The organism is Pseudomonas sp. NFX71 (assembly GCF_048079215.1).
GTDB classification, from domain to species: Bacteria; Pseudomonadota; Gammaproteobacteria; order Pseudomonadales; family Pseudomonadaceae; genus Aquipseudomonas; species Aquipseudomonas fluorescens_B.
Genome location: NZ_CP182230.1, coordinates 2,611,603 through 2,635,721 on the forward strand (window position 1 = coordinate 2,611,603; position 24,119 = coordinate 2,635,721).

General features: G+C 61.1%; 19 protein-coding genes. 5 read left to right on the forward strand and 14 right to left on the reverse strand.

Annotation, left to right across the window (positions count from 1 at the left end; all coding sequences use genetic code 11):
• The first annotated feature begins 29 nt into the window (after positions 1–29).
• The 5 genes from ACM1ZW_RS11990 (at position 30) to cobJ (ending at position 4,925) form a co-directional block, all read left to right on the forward strand.
• Entirely contained in the window at positions 30–437 is a 408-nt protein-coding gene (locus ACM1ZW_RS11990) for a hypothetical protein (protein ID WP_144425211.1), read from the forward strand.
• 112 nt (positions 438–549) lie between these two features.
• Positions 550–1,872 carry a precorrin-3B synthase gene (cobG, locus tag ACM1ZW_RS11995; RefSeq protein WP_416740595.1) on the forward strand — a complete coding sequence of 441 codons (1,323 nt, stop codon included), beginning with the start codon at positions 550–552 and terminating at the stop codon, positions 1,870–1,872.
• Positions 1,865–2,491, forward strand: coding sequence for a precorrin-8X methylmutase (locus ACM1ZW_RS12000; protein WP_017336331.1), 627 nt, complete (start codon positions 1,865–1,867; stop codon positions 2,489–2,491). The genes cobG and ACM1ZW_RS12000 overlap by 8 nt, the downstream gene beginning before the upstream one ends.
• A complete protein-coding gene (locus tag ACM1ZW_RS12005; RefSeq protein ID WP_017336332.1) occupies positions 2,491–3,222 on the forward strand; it encodes a precorrin-2 C(20)-methyltransferase in 732 nt (243 codons plus the stop codon). The genes ACM1ZW_RS12000 and ACM1ZW_RS12005 overlap by 1 nt, the downstream gene beginning before the upstream one ends.
• Positions 3,222–4,925, forward strand: coding sequence for a precorrin-3B C(17)-methyltransferase (cobJ, locus tag ACM1ZW_RS12010; RefSeq protein ID WP_416740596.1), 1,704 nt, complete (start codon positions 3,222–3,224; stop codon positions 4,923–4,925). The genes ACM1ZW_RS12005 and cobJ overlap by 1 nt, the downstream gene beginning before the upstream one ends.
• Before the next feature lie 162 nt (positions 4,926–5,087).
• Here the strand turns inward: cobJ and ACM1ZW_RS12015 are convergent, their stop codons facing one another.
• The 14 genes from ACM1ZW_RS12015 to gcbA form a co-directional block, all read right to left on the reverse strand.
• The gene (locus ACM1ZW_RS12015) at positions 5,088–5,684 is read right to left on the reverse strand and encodes a MarC family protein (RefSeq protein WP_017336334.1); all 597 of its coding nucleotides are present in this window, start codon (positions 5,682–5,684) and stop codon (positions 5,088–5,090) included.
• A 64-nt stretch (positions 5,685–5,748) separates the two neighbouring features.
• On the reverse strand, positions 5,749–8,526 hold the full coding sequence (locus ACM1ZW_RS12020; protein ID WP_017336335.1) for a hybrid sensor histidine kinase/response regulator: 2,778 nt from the start codon (positions 8,524–8,526) through the stop codon (positions 5,749–5,751).
• 99 nt (positions 8,527–8,625) lie between these two features.
• Positions 8,626–9,921 carry a phosphoribosylamine--glycine ligase gene (purD, locus tag ACM1ZW_RS12025; RefSeq protein WP_017336336.1) on the reverse strand — a complete coding sequence of 432 codons (1,296 nt, stop codon included), beginning with the start codon at positions 9,919–9,921 and terminating at the stop codon, positions 8,626–8,628.
• A 154-nt stretch (positions 9,922–10,075) separates the two neighbouring features.
• Complete coding sequence (gene purH / locus ACM1ZW_RS12030) at positions 10,076–11,683, reverse strand: bifunctional phosphoribosylaminoimidazolecarboxamide formyltransferase/IMP cyclohydrolase (RefSeq protein WP_017336337.1); 1,608 nt, start codon at positions 11,681–11,683, stop codon at positions 10,076–10,078.
• A gap of 81 nt (positions 11,684–11,764) precedes the next feature.
• Positions 11,765–12,085 (reverse strand): DNA-binding transcriptional regulator Fis, encoded by a 321-nt coding sequence (fis, locus tag ACM1ZW_RS12035; RefSeq protein ID WP_007907419.1) that lies wholly within the window; start codon positions 12,083–12,085, stop codon positions 11,765–11,767.
• Complete coding sequence (gene dusB, locus ACM1ZW_RS12040; protein WP_416740597.1) at positions 12,082–13,092, reverse strand: tRNA dihydrouridine synthase DusB; 1,011 nt, start codon at positions 13,090–13,092, stop codon at positions 12,082–12,084. Before dusB ends, fis begins: the two co-directional genes overlap by 4 nt.
• A 185-nt stretch (positions 13,093–13,277) precedes the next feature.
• Positions 13,278–14,510 carry a DUF3426 domain-containing protein gene (locus ACM1ZW_RS12045; RefSeq protein ID WP_416740598.1) on the reverse strand — a complete coding sequence of 411 codons (1,233 nt, stop codon included), beginning with the start codon at positions 14,508–14,510 and terminating at the stop codon, positions 13,278–13,280.
• Positions 14,511–14,540: 30 nt separating this feature from the next.
• On the reverse strand, positions 14,541–15,419 hold the full coding sequence (gene prmA / locus ACM1ZW_RS12050; RefSeq protein WP_017336340.1) for a 50S ribosomal protein L11 methyltransferase: 879 nt from the start codon (positions 15,417–15,419) through the stop codon (positions 14,541–14,543).
• 327 nt (positions 15,420–15,746) lie between these two features.
• Positions 15,747–17,105: an acetyl-CoA carboxylase biotin carboxylase subunit gene (gene accC / locus ACM1ZW_RS12055; protein ID WP_017336341.1), complete on the reverse strand. Its 1,359-nt coding sequence runs from the start codon at positions 17,103–17,105 to the stop codon at positions 15,747–15,749.
• A 17-nt stretch (positions 17,106–17,122) separates the two neighbouring features.
• Positions 17,123–17,593 carry an acetyl-CoA carboxylase biotin carboxyl carrier protein gene (accB, locus tag ACM1ZW_RS12060; RefSeq protein ID WP_416740599.1) on the reverse strand — a complete coding sequence of 157 codons (471 nt, stop codon included), beginning with the start codon at positions 17,591–17,593 and terminating at the stop codon, positions 17,123–17,125.
• Between the two features lie 48 nt (positions 17,594–17,641).
• Complete coding sequence (aroQ, locus tag ACM1ZW_RS12065) at positions 17,642–18,094, reverse strand: type II 3-dehydroquinate dehydratase (RefSeq protein WP_017336343.1); 453 nt, start codon at positions 18,092–18,094, stop codon at positions 17,642–17,644.
• Positions 18,095–18,226: 132 nt separating this feature from the next.
• Complete coding sequence (locus tag ACM1ZW_RS12070) at positions 18,227–19,966, reverse strand: protein-disulfide reductase DsbD (protein WP_416740600.1); 1,740 nt, start codon at positions 19,964–19,966, stop codon at positions 18,227–18,229.
• A 165-nt stretch (positions 19,967–20,131) separates the two neighbouring features.
• The gene (locus ACM1ZW_RS12075; protein WP_017336345.1) at positions 20,132–22,078 is read right to left on the reverse strand and encodes a methyl-accepting chemotaxis protein; all 1,947 of its coding nucleotides are present in this window, start codon (positions 22,076–22,078) and stop codon (positions 20,132–20,134) included.
• Positions 22,079–22,130: 52 nt separating this feature from the next.
• Positions 22,131–23,801: a diguanylate cyclase GcbA gene (gene gcbA / locus ACM1ZW_RS12080; RefSeq protein ID WP_017336346.1), complete on the reverse strand. Its 1,671-nt coding sequence runs from the start codon at positions 23,799–23,801 to the stop codon at positions 22,131–22,133.
• Positions 23,802–24,119 lie beyond the last annotated feature (318 nt).

Consider the following 24,119-nt stretch of genomic DNA (forward strand, 5'->3'; position numbering starts at 1 on the left):
AGCGCGATCGTCAAACAGATCCCCAGGGTTTGTTCTCCCTGTTTGCCATCACGCTTTGGTCTATGGACTGGGAGTACAAAGACGAAAGCGTCGTCGAGCCATATTACAGGCATGTCTCCGGTCAACTAAGTCAGGCTTGTTTGAATGAAGTTTCTGGTGTTGAAAATCAAATGGGAAAAGTTACAAGAGATATGTTGTCTGCACTATTGGCAAATACATCTGCCCTTTGCTCCTTGTCCCCGAGTCCAGCGGGAAGAATTTTGTTTCGGGACTGGAGCGAGAGCAGCGTCACGCTCACGCATCGCGCCGTGCCATTCACTCTGAACAGCGCAAGGTTTGATGAGGTCCGTCCAGTGTTGAAGGATCGGCTCGGCATTATCGCTGACGCGATATTCGAGTTTTATTCGCAACGTCTATGTGGGGCGCCGGATGATTGATTGAGGGAGCAAGCGTTTGCGACACGCGGTCTTAGGATGCCGTACGGCAAAGCAGGCATAATACCGCTCGCTTCCATCCGGAGGCGCTTCCACTTTTGATCCGGTCGTCCCTTTGAACAAACACTCTGCGCCCATCGCTTTACGCCCCTCGGCTTGTCCGGGGCTGCTGCGTATCGTTCAGGCCAGGGATGGGGGTATCTGCCGAATAAAGCTCGCCGGTGGTGTGGTGAGTACTGCGCAGGCCTGCGCCATTGCCGATGGCGCACAGCGTTACGGCAGCTCAGTGATCGAGGCGACTAATCGGGCCAACCTGCAGATTCGTGGCATCGCACAAGAGCAGGCCGCGCTGATTGAAAGTCTGCTCGCCGCGGGCCTCGGCCCTTCGAATGCGGCCGGCGACGATGTACGCAATCTGATGCTGAGCCCGAGCGCAGGCATCGACCGGCAGATGCTGTTCGACACCCGCGACCTGGCCCGGCAGATCCTCGCTACCCTGCAAGAGCACGAACCTTTCCACGACCTCAGCGCCAAATTCGCCGTGCAGCTGGATGGGGGCGAGGGCCTGGCGATGCTCGAACACCCTCATGATCTGTGGTTGTCCGCTGTCGAGCGGGAGGGCGAGCGGCGCTTGGCTTTCGGTTTGGCCGGGTGTCTCTCCGACGGGCCGGTTGGTTCGGTGCCGCTGGAAGAGGGTCATGCGCTGGTGGTCGCCGTGCTTGAGTTGTTCCTGGAGCTGGCGCAGCCCGATCAAACGCGAATGCGCCATTTGCTGAGCGAAATGACGACCTGCGGGTTTCTCGCCCGGCTGGCCGAGCGTGTGCCATTCAAGCCCGTTACAGCCTGGCAGCGTTCATTGACTTCAAACGTTCTGCACATTGGCGCCCATCCGCAGGCGCAAGCCGGTCATGTCTATGTCGGCGCCGTACCGCCGCTGGGGCGGCTCGATTGCGCGATGCTTCGGGGGGCTGCTCAGCTGGCGCAGGAATACGGCGACGCAACGCTGCGGTTCACCCCGTGGCAAAGCCTGCTGTTGCCGAACATCCGCGACGAAAACGCCGATGAAGTCATCCGGCGTCTGCATCGGTTGGGCCTGCTGTGCGACGCCGATCAGTCCTTGTCGCGGTTGATCGCCTGTACCGGTTCCAGTGGCTGCGGCAAAGGCCTGGCCGACACCAAGGGCGACGCTCTGCAACTGGCCGCGCTGTTGCAGCGTCATGGCCAGGTATTGAACGTGCATCTGTCCGGCTGCTCACGTTCCTGCGCCGCCGCGCATGTTGCACCCATCACTTTACTGGCGATCAGCCCCGGTCATTACGACCTCTATTTTCGCGAAGCGGGGCAGCCGGGTTTCGGCGCCCTGCACGCACGCAACCTTACTATTGAAGCGGTCGCAGCCCTGCTCGACGCCCGCTCACGGAGCCCCTTTGATGCTTGATTACATCCGCGACGGTCAGGAGATCTATCGCAACTCCTTCGCGATCATTCGCGCCGAGGCCAACCTCGAACGAATCCCGGCCGATCTGGAAAAACTCGCGGTACGGGTGATTCACGCCTGCGGCATGGTCGATGCGATTGACGGTCTGCAATTCTCCGACGGCGCGGGCAAGGCCGGGCGCGATGCGCTGGCCGCCGGCGCGCCGATTCTGTGTGATGCGCGGATGGTGTCCGAAGGCGTGACCCGCACACGCTTGCCGGCGAACAACGAAGTGATCTGCACCCTGCGCGATGAAAGCGTTCCGGAGCTGGCGCGCGAGCTGGGAAACACCCGTTCCGCCGCCGCGCTGGAACTGTGGCGCCCGCACCTGGAGGGCAGTGTGGTAGTGATCGGCAATGCGCCAACCGCCTTGTTTTATCTGCTGGAAATGCTCGATGCCGGCGCGCCGAAACCGGCGCTGATTCTCGGCTTCCCGGTGGGCTTCGTCGGCGCCGCCGAATCCAAGGCAGCGCTCGCGGCGGACAGCCGTGGCGTGCCGTTTGTCATCATGCAAGGCCGGCTGGGCGGTAGCGCCATGGCCGCCGCCGCCGTCAATGCCCTCGCCACGGAGATCGAATAATGCAGCAACCTGGACGTTTGATCGGCCTTGGCGTCGGCCCCGGTGATCCAGAACTGATTACCGTCAAGGCCCTGCGCCTGCTGCGCGAATCGCCGGTGGTGGCGTACTTCGTTGCCAAGGGGAAGAAGGGCAATGCCTTCGGCATCATCGAAGCGCATTTGCAGGACGCACAAACCTTGCTGCCGCTGGTGTATCCCGTGACGACCGAAGCATTACCGGCACCGCTGTCCTATGAACAGGTGATCAGTGATTTCTACGATGCGGCCGGCGAAGAACTCGCCGCTCATCTCGATGCCGGACGTGACGTTGCAGTGATCTGCGAAGGTGATCCGTTCTTCTACGGTTCCTACATGTACCTGCACGATCGTCTGGCGGAACGTTATGAGGCTGAAGTCGTGCCAGGTGTCTGTTCGATGCTCGGCGGCGCTTCAGTCCTTGGTGCGCCACTGGTGTACCGCAATCAGAGCTTGTCGGTCCTGTCCGGCGTATTGCCTCATGACGATCTCAAGCGCCGGCTGGCTGATGCCGACGCGGCGGTGATCATGAAGCTGGGGCGTAACTTCCCCAAGGTCCGTCAGGTGCTCGAAGAGCTTGGTCTGGCAGAGCGCGCGCTTTACGTCGAACGCGCGACCATGGCCAATCAGAAGATTGTGCCGCTGGATCAGGTCGAGCCCATGTCCTCGCCGTACTTCTCGCTGATCATCGTTCCGGGTGAAAGGTGGCAAGGCTGATGACTCGTCCAGCTCCGGCGATTGTCATCCTCGGCAATGGCAGCCTTGCGACCGCGCGCAATATTCAAAAACTGTACCCCGACGCCGTGATCCATGGCCTGGCCGATCGGGTTGAAGGCGCGGACCGTGTCTATCACGAATTCGGCGCAACCCTGCGCGAACTTTATCAGCAGGACACGCCGATCATTGCCCTGTGCGCGGCCGGTATCGTGATTCGCACACTGGCGCCGTTGCTGCTGGAAAAAGGCGCCGAGCCGCCGGTGCTGGCCGTTGCCGAAGATGGCAGCGCGGTGGTGCCGCTGCTGGGCGGTCTGGGCGGCGTGAACGTGCTGGCGCGGGAAATTGCGGCCGCGCTGAACGTGGCGGCGGCGATCACCACCAGTGGCGAGTTGCGATTCGGCACGTGCCTGCTCAATCCACCTAACGGATATGCCCTCGGCGACCTGGAACTGGGCAAGCGCTTTGTGTCCGATTTGCTGGCCGGTGAAACCGTGCGCATCGAGGGTGAAGCGCCGTGGTTGGCGCAGGCGCAGTTACCTGAAAACCCGCAAGCGCGACTGGCAGTTCACGTGGGGCATGCCGAGCGTACGCCGGCGGCGAACGAACTTTTGATTTATCCGCGCAACGTGTTGGTGGCCATCAGTGCCGGCGTGGCCAATGTGCCCAATGCCGTTCGCGATGCTTTGCACCAGGCAAAAATCGCCGTGCAGTCGGTGGCGTGTCTGTTGGCTGCAGACAGTGAAATGTCGAGCGCTGCATTGCGTGAAGCGGCGCTTGAACTGGGCGTGCCATTGCGCTTTGCCTCGGCGACGGGGGCGGTCAGTGAGCTGGCACGCAACGCCATCACCCCGCCTGTTTTGATCTTCGGCAATGACGCCATTGCCATCGCGGTGGCCGAGCAGCCTCTGGACCCGTTATCGATCGGCCGTCCCCGGGGGCGTCTGGCGGTGATCGGTCTTGGCCCCGGCGCTGCCGAGTTGATGGTGCCCGCGGTCAAGGCTGAACTGGCGCGCGCCAACGATGTGCTGGGCTACGAAACCTATGTGCGCATGGCTGGCCCGTTCCGCGCCGATCAAGTGCTGCATTGCACTGACAACCGCGAAGAGATGCAGCGTGCGCGTCACGCGTTCGAGCTGGCGGCGCAAGGGCGTTCCGTGGTCGTGGTTTCGTCGGGCGATCCGGGTGTGTTCGCCATGGCGGCGGCGGTGCTCGAAGCCCTGCACGAATCCAGTGATGCAAACTGGCACAACGTCGATCTGGAAATCCTTCCCGGTGTTTCCGCATCACTGGCCACCGCTGCTCAGGCGGGTGCGCCGTTGGGGCATGACTTCTGTGTGTTGTCGCTGTCGGATAACCTCAAGCCTTGGGACATTATCGAGAAACGTCTCGATCTGGCGTCGCAGGCTGATCTGGCGCTGGCGTTCTACAACCCGATCTCACGCTCCCGTCCCTGGCAGCTTGGCCGGGCGCTGGAAATCGTCGCTCGACACCGTACGCCTCAGACGCCAGTCGTTTTGGGGCGCGACATCGGCCGCCCGGGTCAGACGTTGCGAGTAACAACCCTTGGCCAGTTGACCCCGGACCAGGTGGATATGCGCACCATGGTGCTGGTGGGATCGTCCACGACCTGCGTATTTTCGCGGGCAGGTGGCGGTGATTGGGTATACACCCCTCGCTGGTACGGAGAAAAACCCTCTTCCTGAAGATGTACTCTTCAATGAAAAGCCATGGCAGCCGAGTGTCCTCTCGCGTTGCCATGGCTTTTTTTTTGGTTCTTCACGGAATCCCGGGAAACACAGAAACAAGAACGCCGGTTTGAATCATTGCGCTTGCCAGAGGCTTCACGCCTCTGGTCATCGCTGCCGTCAGGGCACCAGGTAACCCTTCACCCCTGTGAAAATGATCTGTGCAGCCAGTGCGCACACAAACAACCCCATCAACCGACTGACAATCTGCAAACCCTGGTCACCCAGTATTCGCTCGATGCGGTTCGACAGATAAAGCACCACACCTACCGTGAAACTGGCCAGGGCGATGCTGAGGATGGCGGTGAGTTTGTCGTCCCAGTGCGGCTGGCTCACCCCCATCACCAGCAACGCACCGATGGTGCCGGGGCCGACGGTCAGGGGGATGGTCAGCGGCACGATGGTGACGTCCTGCTGCACATTGTCGGTCTGGACCGCTGACTTGCCTTGGGCCATGCCCAACGCCGAGATAAACAGCACGCTGCCGGCGCCGATGCGGAACGCGTCCACGGTGATGCCAAACACATTGAAAATGACCCGCCCGAACAGGTACAGCAAGACGCTGGACACCAGCGTGGCCGTTGCCACTTTCCACGCCAGCCGACGTTGCTCCTTGCGTGAATAACCGCGGGTCAGGCTGATGAAGCAGGACAACACGAAGAACGGGCTATAGAGCACCAGCATCTTCAGGTAAACGCTGAACAACACATGGAGCATGGGACAAGCTCACTGGCGAGGGAAGTCGTGGGGGAGTCTATCAGGCGTGATCGGGTCTGTCGGCTCAGGACGTTTGAGCCGTTGCCCGGTTCTGCTGATCGCGCTGGGCTACCCAATGCTCGATCAGTTCGCGCAACTGCGACAGCTCGACCGGCTTGGCCATGTGCCCGTCCATGCCGGCCTGACGCGCACGCTCTTTGTGTTCGGCGAGGATATGCGCGGTCAACGCCACGACAGGGGTGCGAACCCGCTGGTTGCCGACTTCCCAGGCGCGCAATTGCTGGGTGGCCGAGAAACCATCGAGGATCGGCATTTCGCAATCCATCAGTACCAGGTCGTAACGCTGGGCCTTCATGGCCTGCAAGGCTTCTTCGCCATTGCTGGCGGTGTCCGGTTGCAGGTTGAGTTTACCCAGCATGCCGCGAATGACCTTGGTCGAAATGCTGTTGTCTTCGGCAACCAGAATGCGGAAGTCGCTAGGCACCTTGACCGGCAGGGTCGGGCCCGTGGGCAGGTGCGGCGAAACGGCGAGGCCCTTGTTGCGCTGGTTCAGTTCATCCGCCAGCGTGGTCTTGAGGGTGTAGCCGGCCACCGGTTTGGCGAGGATGCGCTTGATCCCGGAGTTGCGCGCGATGATCTTGCTCGGCGCATTGCTGATGCCGGTGAGCATGATCAGCAGGATGTCGTGGTTGAGGCTCGGGTCTTCCTTGATCTTGGCCGCCAGTTGCATGCCGGTCATGCCGGGCATGTTCTGGTCGAGCAGGACCACGTCGAAGTAATCGCGCAGGTGCGCCTTGGTCCGCAGCAGCGCCAGCGCCTCCTTGCCGGACGGGACAGCGCTGACATTCAATCCCCAGGCGCTGCACTGTTGCACCAATACTTTGCGGCAGGTGTCGTTGTCGTCCACCACCAGCACCCGAGCACCCTGCAGCGGGCCATCGAGGTCGGAGGTCGGGTGTTCGAGGCGGTCAGGGTCCAGGGGCAAGGTCAGCCACAAGGTGCTGCCCTGGTTGGCGCCGCTCTTGATGCCGAATTCGCCTTGCATCAAACGGATCAGCTGGCGGGCAATCACCAGCCCGAGGTTGCCGCCCAGTCGGGTGGCGGAGAGGAAGTTCTTGCTGTGCAGTTCGGCGTGCATCAGCGCGTCGCGTTCTTCGGCGTCCATCGGCTCGCCGCTGTCCTGCACGGCAATGCGCAGGCGCGGCCTGGCGCTGCGCTCGTCGAGGGCGACGACGATCAGGATCTCGCCTTCGTCGGTTTTTTTCAGGGCGTTTTCCAGCAGGCTCAGCAAGGTCTGGCGCAGGCGCGTCGGGTCACCGCTGATGACCCGCGGCACTTGCGGCTGGATAAAGCTGATCAGTTCGACGTTCTGCTGTTCGGCCTTGGCGCGGAAGATGCTCAGGCAATCTTCGATCAGCGCATTGAGATCGAACTGCACATCGTCCAGCTCGATCTGTCCGGATTCGAGTTTGGAGATGTCGAGAATCTCGTTGATCAGGGTCAGCAGTTCGTTGCCGGCGCTGTGGATGGTTTGCACGTAGTCGCGCTGCTTGACCGACAGCGGAGTGCCCAGCAACAGTTCGGTCATGCCCAGCACGCCATTCATCGGGGTGCGGATTTCGTGGCTGATCTTCGCCAGGAATTCGGCCTTGGCATTGATTTCGGCGTTGCTGGCGGCGAGGTCGCGGCTGATGCTGAAACGGTCCTCGGTGATGCTGCGCTGGCGTTCACTCAGGGCAATACTCATCAACAGACCGCTGATGCAGATGAACACCAGGAGGGCGATGATCAGGCCCTGCGGTTCAATCAGCGTCAACCCCAGCAGGGCCGGCAGGATGATCAGCGTTCCCGCGTTGAACACCACCATGGCTGCCACGAACAGCCGCGCCGGGCGATAGCCTTTTTGCCAGTGCCAGGCGCTGACGAACAACATCGTCAGGCCCGCCAGGGCGACCAGCGTATAGGTGATGATGTTCAGCGGCAGCGTATTGACGAACAGCAACAGCAGGCCGCAGACGGTGATGAGCAGGATTTCGCCGAGCAGCAGTTTGTTCAGCGGATGCGGGCCGAGCGGAGCGAAGAAGCGGTAGGCAAGCATCAGCCCGCACGGTGCGGTGAGCAGCAAGGCGAGGTAGGCACCCGGTGTCTGCACCGCGTGCCAGTCCGGTAACCACGGTCCCGCGAGGTTCAGCAGCAGCCCGAGGCTGAGCATCAACAATGCTTCACAACCTGCCAGCCACAGGCTACTGCGCGATCGGGTGTAGGCATACCGAATCAGGTTGTGCAGGACCAGCATGCCGATGCAGCCGAACAGCAGGCCGTAGATCAACGTCTGACTCTGATTGGCCGCGGTCATGATGGCTGATTGCAGGGTGATGTAGGGCCGCATCTGGTGTTCGGAAACCAGGCGCAGGTAAACATCGAGGGGTTTGTCGCTTTGCGGCAACGGCAACATGAAGTCGCTGTTGGGTAATGGCCGTTCAACCTGGGGCTGTTCGGTGCCGGTGTTGAGCTGATCAATCAGCTTGTCGCCGTCCAGCACATACAGATTGAGGTGCGACAGGTCGGGCGCAAACACCCGCAGTAATTGCTCGTGCTTGCCCGGTGAGAGCCTGAAACGCAGCCAGAGCGCACCGCCGGGCTCCGCCGCGGTGAGGCGTTCGAGTTCGGTGGGGCTGAATTGGTTGGTGTAGCGAGCGGAACGGATGTCGCTCAGCTGCAGGTCGCCCTGTTCGTCGAGCAATACCGCCCAACCACTGCCTTGCGCGGCCTGGGCCGGGAGCATGCAGAGCAAAGTCAGCACGGTGACAGTGAAACCTATGGCAATCCTGAGCCAGCGCACGGCGAAATCCCTTCGTAGGTTGATGCCAGAATATAACTATGCGCGGCGCCGGAATAGTCCGGCAAGGGGTTGAAACCCTTGCCCGACCGAATGGATCGATTATTCCTGATTTTCGCCACGCTCGCGGGCAATGGCGCGGTAGCCAATGTCCTTGCGATAGAAACAGCCTTCCCAGTCAATCTTCGCCGCCAGCCTGTAAGCCTGCTGCTGAGCAGCATCAACGCTGGCGCCCATGGCGGTAGCGCAAAGCACACGACCACCGGCCGTCACCACTTGACCGTCTTTCAGTGCCGTACCGGCGTGGAAGACTTTGCCTTCCAGCGCGGCGGCTGCATCCAGGCCGTTGATGGCCACGCCTTTAGCGTAGTCGCCAGGATAGCCGCCTGCCGCCAGCACGATGCCGACGCTCGGACGTGGATCCCACTGGGCTTCCACCTTGTCCAGAGCTTGTGCCAGGGCGGCCTCGACCAGCAACACCAGGCTCGACTGCAAACGCAGCATAACCGGTTGGGTCTCAGGGTCGCCGAAGCGGCAGTTGAATTCGATGACTTTTGGGTTACCAGCCTTGTCGATCATCAAGCCAGCATAGAGGAAACCGGTGTAAACGTTGCCTTCTTCGGCCATGCCGCGCACGGTTGGCCAGATCACCAGGTCCATGACGCGCTTGTGCACTTCGCTGGTCACAACCGGTGCCGGGGAGTAAGCGCCCATGCCGCCGGTGTTCGGACCGGTATCGCCGTCGCCAACACGTTTGTGGTCCTGGCTGGTGGCCATCGGCAATACGTTCTTGCCGTCGACCATGACGATGAAACTGGCTTCTTCGCCGTCCAGGAACTCTTCGATGACCACGCGCGAGCCGGCGTCGCCGAACGCGTTGCCGGCGAGCATGTCGCGCACGGCGTCTTCGGCTTCGGCCAGCGTCATGGCAACGATCACGCCTTTACCGGCGGCCAGGCCGTCGGCCTTGATCACGATCGGTGCGCCTTTTTCACGCAGATAAGCCAGGGCTGGCTCGATCTCGGTGAAATTCTGGTAGTCGGCGGTCGGGATCTTGTGACGCGCGAGGAAATCCTTGGTGAACGCTTTCGAGCCTTCCAGCTGGGCAGCGCCCGCCGTCGGACCGAAGCAGTCCAGACCGCGGGAGCGGAACAGATCAACGACGCCAGCCACCAGTGGCACTTCCGGACCGACGATGGTCAGGGAAACGTTCTTCTCGGCGAAGTCGGCCAACTGTTCGAGGGCCAGCACGTCGATAGCGACGTTTTCGCACTTGGCTTCAATGGCGGTGCCAGCATTGCCGGGCGCTACGAAAACCTTCTGCACGCGCGGATCCTGAGCCACTTTCCAGGCCAGGGCGTGTTCACGGCCACCGCTGCCAATGATCAAAACATTCATTTCAAAAAACCTCGGATGACGCTAATTCTGTTGAGCGCCGCAGGGGCGCTTTTCTGTGGGAGCCGGCCTGCCGGCGATGCAGACAACTCGGTTTATCGGCTAAACCGAGGGGATGCTATCGCTGGCAGGCCAGCTCCCACAGTGGATCGTGTACTTAGTGACGGAAGTGGCGCATGCCGGTGAATACCATGGCGATGCCAGCTTCATCAGCCGCTGCAATCACTTCTGCATCACGCATCGAGCCGCCCGGCTGGATTACTGCGGTAACGCCGGCCTTCGCCGCATTGTCCAGACCGTCGCGGAACGGGAAGAATGCATCGGAGGCCATGACCGAGCCGGCGACCTGCAAACCGGCATGTTCAGCCTTGATCGCAGCGATACGCGCAGAGTTGACGCGGCTCATCTGGCCAGCGCCGACACCGATGGTCTGACGATTCTTGGCGTAGACGATGGCGTTGGACTTGACGTACTTGGCGACTTTCCAGGCGAAGATCAGGTCGTGGATTTCCTGTTCGGTCGGTGCGCGCTTGGTCACGACTTTCAGGTCATCGGCGCCGATCATGCCGATGTCGCGGCTCTGCACCAGCAGGCCACCGTTGACGCGTTTGTAGTCCCACGCAGCGGCGCGGTCAGCCGACCACTCGCCGCAGGCCAGCAGGCGCACGTTGGCTTTTGCCGCGACGATGGCGCGGGCTTCTTCGCTGACGCTTGGGGCAATGATCACCTCGACGAACTGACGCTCGACGATGGCCTTGGCGGTCTCGGCATCCAGTTCGCGGTTGAAGGCAATGATGCCGCCGAAGGCGGATTCGGTGTCGGTGGCGTAGGCCAGTTCGTAAGCCTGGCGAATGCCGCCTTCCGCGTCCGGGCTCACGGCAACGCCGCACGGGTTGGCGTGCTTGACGATCACGCAGGCCGGCTTGACGAAGCTCTTCACGCATTCCAGCGCGGCGTCGGTGTCGGCCACGTTGTTGTACGACAGCTCCTTGCCTTGCAGTTGGGTCGCGGTGGCGATGCCGACTTCGGCAGGCTTGGCTTCCACATAGAACGCCGCGCTCTGGTGCGGGTTCTCGCCGTAGCGCATTTCCTGAGCCTTGATGAACTGGCTGTTGAAGGTGCGCGGGAACTCGCTGCGACCGGAGGTCGAGAGGGTTTCAGCGGCCTGGTTCACGGTGCCCATGTAGTTGGCGATCATGCCGTCATAGGCGGCGGTGTGTTCGAAGGCCTTGAGCATCAGGTCGAAACGCTGAGCGTAGGTCAGGCCGCCGGCCTTGAGGCCTTCGAGGACGCTGGCGTAGTCGCTGGCATTCACCACGATGGCCACGTCCTTATGGTTTTTCGCAGCGGAGCGGACCATGGTCGGGCCGCCGATGTCGATGTTTTCGATGGCGGTCGGCAGGTCGCAGCCTGGCTTGTTGATGGTGGCTTCGAACGGGTACAGGTTGACTGCAACCAGATCGATCGGCTTGATGCCGTGCTCGTTCATGATCGCGTCGTCGATACCGCGACGACCGAGGATCCCACCGTGGATTTTCGGGTGCAGGGTTTTCACCCGACCGTCCATCATTTCTGCGAAACCGGTGTAGTCCGCGACTTCCACTGCGGCAACACCGTTGTCGCGCAGCAGCTTGAACGTTCCGCCGGTGGAAAGGATCTCGACGCCCAGGGCTTCAAGCTCTTTGGCGAATTCGAGGATCCCGGTCTTGTCGGAAACGCTGATCAAGGCGCGGCGGATCGGCAGGCGGGTAGTCTGGTCGGTCATTTCAATTTCCATCAAAAGCAAAGGAGTCAGCAAAAAAGGCGACCGTTTTTACGCGGGCGCCTTTCTGGTTTGATTGAATGCTTACAGCAAATCGTACTGCTTGAGTTTCTTGCGCAGGGTGCCTCGGTTCAGTCCGAGCAGCTCGCTGGCCTTGGTCTGGTTGCCCTTGACGTAGTTCATCACGCACTCGAGCAGGGGCGCCTCGACTTCGGAGAGCACCAGGTTGTACACATCCGTGACGGCAGCGCCCTCAAGGTGGGCGAAATAATTGTGCAGCGCCTTCTCGACACTCCCGCGAAGGGTCTGACCTTCTTCGCTCGGCGTGTTGAGGTGCTGTTTCAAATTCACGTTGTCGCTCACGGGTGTTGTTCCACTCACTAAAGTCTCGGTCATCATCGTCATGCGGCCACCTCTTCTCCGTCCCCTGTCAGGCTCTTGTAACGTTCGGCGAAGAAGCCCTGAACGTTGGCGCATTGTGCTTCCGTATCTTCCAAACGATTGAAGTGGGCGCGGAACTCCCTGGCGCCCGGCAGGGTTGCGAGATACCAGCCCACATGCTTTCGAGCAATGCGTACGCCCATGACATCTCCATAGAAGACGTGCAGCGCAGCCAGATGCTCTAGCAGAATGCGTTCCACCTCGATCAGTTCCAGCGCCGGGAGTTTCTCGCCGGTACGCAGGAAATGGTCGATCTCGCGAAAAATCCATGGCCGCCCCTGGGCGGCCCGTCCAACCAGCAATCCATCGGCACCGGTCGCGTCGAGCACGTATCGGGCCTTCTCCGGCGAATCGATGTCGCCATTGGCGAAGACCGGAATCGACACCGTCTGCTTGATCGCGGCAATGGTGTCGTACTCGGCTTCTCCGGTGTACAGATCGGCACGGGTGCGGCCATGAACCGCCAGCGCCGTGATGCCTGCCTGCTCGGCGATCTTCGCCACCGTCAGACCGTTCTTGTTGTCCCGGTCCCAGCCGGTGCGGATCTTCAGGGTAACCGGCACATCAACTGCAGCCACCACGGCCTGCAGGATCTCGGTTACCAGTGCCTCATCCTTCAACAGCGCAGAACCGGCGGCCTTGTTGCAGACCTTCTTCGCCGGACAGCCCATGTTGATATCAATAATCTGTGCGCCCAGTTCGACATTGGCCCGGGCCGCATCCGCCAGCATCTGCGCATCGCCACCGGCGATCTGTACCGAGCGTGGCTCGGGATCGCCTTCGTGGATCATGCGCATGCGCGATTTGCGGGTGTTCCACAAACTCATGTCGCTGGTGACCATTTCCGAGACTACAAGTCCTGCGCCCAGTCGCTTGCACAGCTGACGAAAGGGTTGGTCGGTGACACCCGCCATGGGGGCGAGAATCAAGCCGTTGTGCAATGTGTATGGACCGATGCGTACCGCCGACATAGGACTTTCCAGTTGTGGGGCCGGATCATGAGAGTTCGAAAAAGGGTTGGCATGATACCCGCTCTCGATGACTGGATAAAGGCTGAATTGAACAAAATCTGAACAGTTATTCTGTTATCGCCAGCAGTTTGGTTTGAGCGGTCGCTGTCAGAAATGTGCCGTCAAACCCGTAGCACTGAACCGTTTCACTCGGGCGAGTGGAAGCTCAGGCTGTAGTTCACGGCTTTGGCGCCTGGGTCGAGGATATCCAGGGCAATGTGGATCGGCGTTTGCGGCGGCATTTCCGCCATGCCTTCGAGATCGCCGTTGAGGTACTCGCCGGGCTTGAAGCGACGGCTGGCGATCAGGTGGCCGTTGAGGTCGGCAAAACGCAATTCCAGCAGCGGGAACGGCTGGGAGAACGGCGCGCGGTTGTAGATGATCGCGTCGACCACCAGTGCGCCATTGAATTCCGGATGGCTGCGCACCACCAGGTTACTGCTCTTGATTTTCGCGATGTCGACTTTCGACGGCACGGTGCAGCCGATTTGCGGGCACAACTGCTGGAACCAGGGGCGATACTGATCCTGGCGCGCCAGTTCATCGAAGTGGTAGGCGACGTACTGGCCGACGAGCGCGCCGGCACCGAGCAGAATCAGCAGCAACCAGAGAAGCCGTCGACCCCAGGGGGATCGGCGTTTCTGCCAATCGAGTTGCAGCGGGTCGTCGGTCAGGTCTTGCAGAACCTCGGCACGCATCGCCGGCTCGCTGCGTTCGCGACGCTTGCGCAAGGGTTCGATCGAGGGCAGGTCGTCGTCGAACTCGTCAGTGGTGTCGGCCGCTGACAGGCGTTCGTGATGAAGCGGGGCGTCGAGCGGATCGTTCAGGCGTAGTTGCGGCGGCAGAGGCTCGTCGTCCAGTTCCACCGGTTCCAGAGACAGCGAGGGCTCGGTGCGCGAGGGTGTGCTCGGCTCGACGGTCAGTTCTGGCGTGATCGTGGCTTCGGCCGCTTCGGCGCGATCGGCAGCCGATTCGCTGAACAGGCTGTCGGACCAAGGCTCTTCGTCGGGCTCAGTGGTATCCCGACGGGCACTCAGATTGTCTTCGCGGTGGCGTCCGAACTCGGTAGTCGGCTGGATTTCCCGCTGTTCGAGCCGGGCGAGTTCTTCGTCCAGGTCCAGGCTGTCCAGGTCGAGTTCAGCGGCAGACCACTGCTTCTGGCTGATGGCCCGTGGTTCTGGCTCGGCGGTCTCGACGATGGCCGGAGCAACCGGGGGGATCACGTCCTTGCCTGCCTGCTCAAGCAACTGCTTGGCGGCATTGAACACCTGCAGGCAGGAGCCGCAACGAACCACCCCACGGGCCACGCTCAATTGAGCATGGCTGACGCGGAAGCTGGTTTGGCAATGCGGGCACTGGGTGACGAAGCTGTCGGTCATGCGGCGATCCGGATTATGCAGGCGCTCATTCTAGCGCCGACGGCCAGTGATGCGCACCCAGCCATCGCGATTGGCGATCGGGTCCAGATCGAAATCACGGGCGTAGGCGTTGGCAACCTCTTCGCCTTGTTCGGCAAGAATGCCGGACAGTGCCAGGCGGCCACCCGGCTTGACCAGGCTGGACAGTTGCGGCGCCAGGGACACCAGCGGGCCGGCGAGAATGTTGGCCACCAGTACGTCGGCCTGAACTTGCGGCAGGTCCTCGGGCAGATACAGCGGGAACAGCGCTTCGGCGATGTTGTTGCGCCCGGCGTTGTCGCGCGAGGCTTCCAGCGCCTGCACGTCGATGTCGGTGCCGACGGCTTGTTTGGCACCCAGCAGCAGGGCGGCAATCGCCAGGATCCCCGAGCCGCAACCGAAGTCCAGCACGTTGCAGTCTTTCAGGTCCTGACCGTCGAGCCATTCCAGGCACAGCGCGGTGGTCGGGTGCGTGCCGGTGCCGAATGCGAGGCCCGGGTCCAGCAGAATGTTCACGGCGTCGGGTTCAGGGGCAGCGTGCCAGCTTGGAACGATCCACAGGCGCTGGCCGAAGCGCATTGGCTGGAAATCGTCCATCCAGGTGCGTTCCCAGTCCTGGTCTTCGATGACTTCGCTGTGATGCTCGGGCAGCGGGCTGCCCGTCAACAGCTCCAGATGCGCCAGTACGCTGGCCGCTTCGGTGCCACCTTCGAACAGGGCCAGCAGGTGGGTGTGCGACCACAGCGGGGTGGTATTGAGTTCCGGTTCGAAGATCGGCTGATCTTCGGCGTCCATGAAGGTCACCGACACGGCGCCCACTTCAAGGAAAGCGTCTTCGTAGGTTTCGGCTTGTTCTGGGCTGATGGCGAGACGGACTTGCAGCCAAGGCATGGCGGGCACCTTTGAAAAATATTGATTGCAGCCTAGCGGGCTGCGAGAAGCGCACAAGTTTACGCGAGCGCGACGCAGAAGACGACCGGGTTGCCAGGGTTCAGCGGTTAACAAATCACTTGTGGCGAGGGAGCTTGCTCCCGCTGGGGCGCGAAGCGGTCCCAAAATGGCCCAACCGGATCTGTCTGGCACCGCCCTGTTGAATGGTCCTTGCGGTCGCTGCGCAACCGAGCGGGAGCAAGCTCCCTCGCCACAATGGTTTTGCGTGGAGCATTCTGCAGAAACAACAAAGCCGCCCGAAGGCGGCTTTGTTGTTCGGGCTAAAGCTTAGTGCTTGTCGCCAGCCAGCTTGTGTTCCAGGTAGTGGATGTTGATCCCACCCTTGCAGAAGCCTTCATCGCGGACCAGATCGCGGTGCAACGGGATGTTGGTCTTGATCCCGTCGACAACGATTTCGTCCAGCGCATTGCGCATGCGCGCCAGCGCTTCGTCACGGGTTGCGCCGTAGGTGATCAGCTTGCCGATCAACGAATCGTAGTTCGGCGGAACGGCATAACCGCTGTACAGGTGCGAATCGACGCGAACGCCGTTGCCGCCTGGGGCGTGGAAATGCTTGACCGTGCCTGGGCTTGGCATGAAGGTTTTCGGGTCTTCGGCGTTGATCCGGCATTCAAGTGCGTGACCGCGGATGACGACGTCTTCCTGGGTGTACGACAGCTTGTTGCCAGCGGCGATGCTGAGCATCTCCTTGACGATGTCGATGCCGGTGACCATTTCCGAAACCGGGTGCTCAACCTGAACGCGGGTGTTCATTTCGATGAAATAGAACGCGCCGTTCTCGTACAGGAACTCGAAGGTGCCCGCGCCACGGTAGTTGATGTCGATGCAGGCTTTGACGCAGCGTGCGAGGACTTCAGCCCGTGCTTTCTCGTCGATGCCCGGTGCCGGCGCCTCTTCGAGAACCTTCTGGTGACGACGTTGCAGCGAGCAATCGCGGTCGCCCAGATGGATGGCATGGCCCTGGCCGTCGGAAAGTACCTGGACTTCCACGTGACGTGGGTTGGTCAGGAATTTTTCCAGGTAGACCATCGGGTTGCCGAACGCCGCGCCAGCTTCGGAGCGGGTCAGTTTCGCCGAGGAAATCAGGTCTTCTTCTTTATGCACGACGCGCATGCCGCGACCACCACCGCCGCCAGCGGCTTTGATGATCACCGGATAACCGACTTCGCGACCGATGCGCAGAGCGGTTTCTTCGTCTTCCGGCAGCGGGCCGTCAGAGCCCGGAACGGTTGGAACACCGGCAGCGATCATCGCGTGCTTGGCCGACACCTTGTCACCCATCAGGCGAATGGTGTCGGCTTTCGGGCCAATGAAGGCGAAGCCGGAGTTCTCGACCTGTTCAGCGAAATCAGCGTTTTCCGCAAGGAAACCGTAGCCTGGGTGAATGGCGGTAGCGCCAGTCACTTCAGCCGCGGCGATGATAGCCGGGATGTGCAGGTAAGAGTGGGCGGCCGAGGCCGGACCGATGCAGACGGATTCGTCTGCCAGGCCCAGGTGCATCAGCTCTTTGTCAGCCTTGGAGTAAACGGCGACGGTCTTGATGCCCATCTCTTTGCAGGCACGCAGAATCCGCAGTGCGATCTCACCGCGGTTGGCGATCAGAACTTTTTCCAACTTCGCAGTCATCAAAGTTTCTCCGCGGTTCAAACGATGGTGAACAGCGGTTGGTCGTACTCAACCGGCTGGCCGTCTTCGACGAGGATGGATTCGATCACACCGCTGGTTTCAGCTTCGATGTGGTTCATCATCTTCATGGCTTCGACGATGCACAGGGTGTCGCCTTTCTTCACGGTCTGGCCGACTTCAACGAAGGACGGCGAGCTTGGCGAAGACTTGCGATAGAAGGTGCCGACCATCGGCGAACGGGCAACGCTGCCGTTCAGGACAGGGGCGGCCGGGGCGGCAGGCGCGGCAGGCGCGGCAGCGGCGGCAACCGGAGCAGCAGCAGGTGCTGGAGCCGGAGCGTGCATTGGAGCCGGTGCGTAGTACTGCTGAGCCGGGGTCTTGCTATGGCGGCTGATGCGTACGGACTCTTCGCCTTCCTTGATCTCGAGCTCGTCGATGCCGGACTCTTCCAGCAATTCGATCAGTTTCTTAACTTTACGGATATCCATGAATCATCAACTCCCAAGGGTCGGTCAGGGGCGTTTAACGCTTGTTGTTCAAGCCGTTGCCTGTCTTTCAAGCTGCTCTAGTGCGGCCTCCAGGGCCAGTCGATAACCGCTGGCGCCAAGGCCGCAGATCACTCCCACCGCTACGTCGGAGAAGTAAGAGTGATGGCGGAAAGGTTCGCGTTTGTGCACGTTAGACAAATGCACTTCGATGAATGGGATGCTCACCGCCAGCAGCGCGTCACGTAATGCGACACTTGTGTGCGTAAAAGCTGCTGGGTTGATCAGAATGAAGTCCACACCTTCGCTGCGGGCAGCGTGGATGCGGTCGATCAATTCGTACTCGGCGTTGCTTTGCAGGTGCAGCAAATGATGGCCGGCTTCACGAGCACGGCGTTCCAGGTCCTGGTTGATCTGCGCCAGTGTCGTAGCGCCATAGGTGCCCGGTTCACGGGTGCCGAGCATGTTCAGGTTGGGGCCGTGCAGAACCAATAGGGTCGCCATCTGCTGTTCCTTGTTATCCGCTGTGCATTTGTCAGAACCCGGCGACTATGCCGCAAAGCCTTTGTGACTGTCCAGTTCTATGCAATAGCCAGCACGATGGCCGATGTTTGCGCGAAATATGTGACCGGGTGATTAAATCCGGTCATTTGCTTTCGCGACACGTTCGGCGAAGTCCGTGGCGTTGATCTCGCCGATCACTCGCACCTCGGTGCGTTCGACACCGTCCTTGCCGAAAAACATCAGCGCCGGTGGGCCGAACAATTTGTAGCGGTCGAGCAGCGCACGTTGCTCGGCGTTGCTCGCAGTGATGTCGAAGCGGATCAGCCGATAGCCCTTGAGGCGTTCGACGACCTTCGCGTCGTTGAGCACTTCGTGTTCGATGACTTTGCAGCTGATGCACCAGTCGGCGTACCAGTCGAGCAGCAGTGGGGTGCCGGACGATCTGGCGTCCGCGAGGGCGCGATCCAGTTCAGCCGGGGTGGTGATGGTTTGCCAGTTGCCGGTGTGTTGCGGCTGCCCGTTGCCATTGACGATACGCGGCTGGCCGATGGGATTGAGCGGATCAGTCTGGCCGCTGAAGGCGCCATACCAACACGCCAGCGCATAAAACAGCAGGAACATGCCGAGCAATTGACCGACACGTTTTCGCGGCGGTTTGTAGACGAACTCCAGCGCACCCATGAACAGGCCGACGCCACCGGCCAGCAAGCCGATCAGCAGCAAGGTGATCTGCCCCGGCAACACCCGACTGAGCAGACCGATCGCCAGCCCCAGCAACAAAACGCCAATCGCGTTTTTCACGTAGACCAGCCACGGCCCGCTTTTCGGCAGCCAGGCTGCACCGCCGGTGGCCACCAACAATAGCGGGGCGCCCATGCCGAGGCCGAGCATGAACAGCTTCAGCCCGCCGCCCAGCGCATCGCCGCTGGCGCTGATGTACAGCAACGCGCCGGCCAGCGGTGCCGAGACGCAGGGCGAAACCAGCAGACTGGAAACCACGCCCAGCACCGCCGCACCCCATAACGAGCCACCTTCGGTGCGACCGGCGATGCGGTCCAGTCGGCTGCTGATCGCCTGCGGCAACTTGAGTTCGAAGACGCCGAACATCGCCAGGGCAAACACGGCAAAAAACATCGCGAACGGCACCAGCACCCACGCCGATTGCAGCCTCGCCTGAAGATTGAGCTGTGCGCCGAACAGCCCCATCAACGCACCGAGCAGGGCGAAACAGGCGGCCATCGGCAGCACATACGCGAGAGACAGATTGAAGCCGCGCAAGCCACCGACCTGGCCACGCAACACCACGCCGGACAGGATTGGCAGCATCGGCAATACGCAAGGGGTGAACGTCAGGCCCAGGCCGGCGAGGAAGAACAGCGCCAGCTCCCGCCAGCTCCAACTCGTGGTCGCGCCGCTGCTGCCATCGATACTCAGGCGTTCGGTTTCAGGCGGATAGCACAGGCCTTTATCGGCACAGCCCTGATACGTCACGGCCAGCGTAAAGGCGCGTTGATCGGTGCGTGGCAGTTCTACATCGAGGATCCCGTGGTAAACCTCGACATCGCCAAAGTATTCATCGTGCTTTTGTTCACCCTTGGGCAATTGCGCCGTGCCGAGCGCGAGATCGGCGGGGTCGGCGCGAAACTGAAAGCGATGGCGGTAGAGGTAGTAACCCTCGGTGGCGACGAAACGCAGCTTTATCGATTGCGGCGTGCTTTCGACCAGACTCAGCTGAAAGGCTTCGCGCACCGGCAGGAAGTCGGCGCTGTTGTTGATCGAGCCCAACGTGGCGCTTGGCCGACTCTCCAGCAGCCCGGCGGCGTTGGCCGGCAGGGCGAGAACAAAAAACAGCAGGCAAAGCAAACGGCGCATGACAATCTCGCGTATCGGAGGTGCGGGAATGATAGCGGAGTCGTCGCGGATGCGTATGTAGGCGCTGTCGAGTGAAACGAGGCTGCGATCTTTTGATGTTGATCCAAAAACCAAAATCAAAGATCGCCGCCTCGTTTCACTCGACAGCGCCTACAGGGAGTCTGGTCAGACGCGGAAGGCTTGAACGGCTGTATGCAACCGCCCTCCCAGCACCAACAAATGCTCCCCTTGCTCACGTCCCTCACCGATGCGCAGCAGGTTATCCCCACCCAGCTGGTGAATCCGCTCACTGTGATCGCGGATCTCGCTGACCGCGCCGCTTTGCTGAGCGGTGACATCGGCGATGCGTACGGCAGTGTCGGAAATGGTCTGGATCGCCCCGACGATTTTATCCAGCGCGCCGTCAGCGGCCTGGGCCTGATTGGCCGTTGCTTCAGCATGCTCAACCTGCGCACGCATGCCTTGCACCGATTGCTGCGCCGCCGTTTGCAATCCGGCGATCAAGACCTGAATCTCGGCCGTGGCGCCAGCGGTGCGTTGCGCCAACGAGCGAACCTCTTCAGCGACGACGGCAAAACCACGGCCCATTTCCCCGGCGCGAGCCGCTTCAATGGCTGCGTTCAAGGCCAGCAGGTTGGTCTGGTCGGCAATCGAGCGAATCACCGTCAGCACGCCGCCGATGGTGGCCGATTCCGAGGCCAGGTGTTCGATCATCTGTGCATTGCCTTGCACTTCATCGACCAGTGCGTGCAGCCCGGTGAGGCTCAGGCCGATGACTTTTTGCCCATGTTCCACCGCCAACCCGGCATGGCGGCTGGCGTCGGCAGCCTGGCTGGCATCACCGGCCACTTGTTGAATGGTCGCTTCCAGTTCGCCGAGAGAATCACGGATGAGCGCCGTGTCACCCGCCTGATGCTCGGCGCCGCTGTGCAGGTCATTGCTCAATTCGGCCAGGGTGCGGCTGCTGCCGGCGACCTGTTCGGCGTTAAGGCGAATGGTCCCGACCAGATCGACGAGGTAGGCGCGCAGACGGTTGAGCGAGGCTTGAATGTCATGCAGCTCGCGATTGGTCTTGCCCAACTCAATGTCCCGGCTGAAGTCGCCTTCGGCCCAGGTCGAAAGTGCCGGCGCGAGGTTGGTCAGTGTTCGGGCCAGGCGTCGTTGCAGGGTGTCGATGAGCAACGCGATCAGCAGGATCAGGCCGATCATCACGCCTTGCATCAGCCGCACTTCGCTTTGGATCTGCCCATGCTGGGCGCGGACCACCGGTTCCAGCCCGGCGATGGTCTGTTGTACCGCAGCGATTTTCAGGTGAGTCGCGGCGCTGAGGTCGGTACGTTTCTGGATCTGCTCACGGGTGCGCGCAAGCTCCGCGGGATAGCGGGTTAGCAGGCTGTTGAGTTCGCGTTTGAGCCCGACGCCAGCATCTTCGGTCACGGTTTTTTCGGTGTTCTCCAGGCCCATCATCGCGGCGAAATCATCGGTGCCCGATTCACTTTTACTGGCAACGCCGAGTAGCGGCAGGGCATCCAGACGTTCTGCTTGAGCGCGGATGTTGGTGACTTCACGCTCAACATCCGCCGCCAGTTCGCTGCGACCGCTGCTGACCAGTTTGTCCCGGGCCAGCGACAGTTTGCCCAGGTGTTGGGATGCATTAAGCAGAGGCGTCAGATAAGTCGCGTTATCGCTGGCGTACTGGCTGAGCTGATCGAGGCTGGCACCGAGCTCGCGTTCGGCTTGCAGCAGCAGTGCCTGAGGATCTCCCGCGAGTTTGCCGGCGGCCAACAGGTCGGTTTTGCTGAACTCATCCAGGTTCGTCAGGCTGGGGCGCAAGGTGTCGGCCAATGCCGGCGGCAACTCCACGAGCTCCTTTTGCAATGCGTCTATGGCCTGGCTGGCGCTGCTCAGGCGCAAGGCATCACCGCTGGCGAGGTAATCCTCGACGTTGCGCGCCACTTCATTTTGAAATTGCTGTGACAGCCCCAGGTAACGCTCCATCAACAAATACGGGCGTTCCAGGGCTTTTTGCGACCACCAGAGCGTGGCGCCGAGGGCCACGCACACGGCGACTAAAAGGAGGGTGTTGAGATTGGTCAGCAGCTTCAGGCGCATCGCGGGACTACCAACGGCAGAATGGTAAGTCCCTGAAGTTATTGCGTTTCTGTTACAGGGTTATGACTGACTGGGTGGATTCCGATGAAAAGGTGGCATTTTGCTTTGATGCCCGCGCCGCCTGTACGCGGTTGCGCCCGGCGTGCTTGGCACGGTACAGAGCCTCGTCCGCCTGGCTGGCCATCATCAGGCCGTCGGAGTCTTCGCCCAGCTCGACCACCCCGGCGCTGAAGGTGCACCAGAGATCCTGCGGCTGCGCGGGGTAATGAATTTCCGCAAAGCGCTGACGGATTTCATCGAGGACGTTGTAGGCGGCTTCGATATCGGTGTCCGGCATGACGATGGCGAACTCTTCGCCGCCGTAACGGCCGATGAAGTCAGTCTTGCGCAGGCGTTGCTTGAGAAACAGCGCCAGGCTCTTGATCACGCGGTCGCCCATCGGGTGGCCGTGACTGTCGTTGACCCGTTTGAAGTGGTCAATGTCGAGCATCGCGAAGCTCAAAGGCTTGCTCTCGCGGCGGGCGCGAAACGAGCAGTCTTCGAGCAATTGCAGAATGTGCGTGTGGTTGTACAGCCCGGTGAGGCTGTCGCGGACCATCCGCGCTTTGAGATTGCGCGCGCGCGCTGCGCGGTTGCGCACCGTGGTGATCAGGTGGCGCGGCTTGATCGGTTTGGTCAGGAAGTCGTCGCCGCCCTCGCTCATGGCGTCGAGCTGCTTGTCCAGATCGTCTTCGGCGGACAGGTAAATGATCGGCACGCTGACGTAGCGGTCGTTGTGACGAATGACCTTGGCCAGTTCGGTACCGGTGCAGGTCGGCATGTACATGTCGAGGATGATCAGGTCGGGCTGGAAGTCCGCGAGTTCAGCCATGGCCTGGATCGGCTCGATCAAGGTCCGCGTGACGATTCCGGCGCTGTTGAGCAGGCGCTCGGTATGCAAGGCCTGTGCGCGGGAGTCGTCGATGATCAGCACTTTATAAGGTTCGTATTGCGCAACGCAGGTCAGGACTTCGATCTTTTCCAGCAGGCTCGAGGCTTCGAGGGTGCCGGTCAGGAACTCCTGGCCGCCGGCACGCACCGCCGCGAGGCGGGTCGGGGTGTCGGTTTCGAGCAGGCTGAAAAACAGCAGTGGCAACGGTTCATCCAGACCGACCTGGGCTTCGGCGGCCAGTTTCAGGCCGATGCCGGGACCGCTGAAGTCCACGTCCATGACGATTGCGGCGGGCAAGCGTTCGACCATCGACGAACGAAAGGCCGCCACGCTGTCGAGGGATTGGGCGCTGAGTCCAAAGAATTCAAGCTGCTTGGCCAGGCGCTCGGCACGGTCGTGATCCTGGAGCATCACGTAGATCGGCTTGCGCAGCGGCGGCAGGAAGGTTTGTTCGAGTTGATCGCCATGTCGAAGGCCAGTGCGCGACAAGCGCTGCATCAGGCGATTGAGATCAGTGATCAGGCCGCTGCTCAGGCGTCCGCGATTGGCATCGACGGCTTCCAGCGACTGGCCGATGTGGCGCGCCAGCTGGATGTGTTCCGGTTGTTCGAAACGCTCGGCGAAACGCTGCAGGCGCAGGTTGGCCTCGCTCAGTTCCGATAAATCGGTGACGGACCACTCGCTGCGTTGCAGGCGCTGCCAGATCTCAAGAATTTGACGTGCCTGATGAATTACCCGCTGGGCAAAGTGGTGCTTGAGGCGCTCACGGCTGGGGTCTTCTGGCTCGGTCATATCCTGACTACTAGTTAGGGTGCATGCTGAGATCGACTGGTGGCTCTATGCTAGCACCTCTTTTCGTTTGCATGAGTGTCGTACGTCAATAATCTGCAAAGCGACGTCATTCAGTTTCTGACTGGCTGGTCTGAAAATGCCTGGAGGTTATTCCGAAAGGCCCGTGGGCTGGGTGTCTCAGGGCACTTTTCGTGTTTTTGTGCGAAGCGTCCGTAAGCTTGGCGAGTGTTATTTGTCAGGGAGTTCTGGTTTTTGGCTTGCTGGATTCGAGCCGGGTTTTCGGCGTGTAGGGTGTCAGGGAAACCCTTAGACGCCATC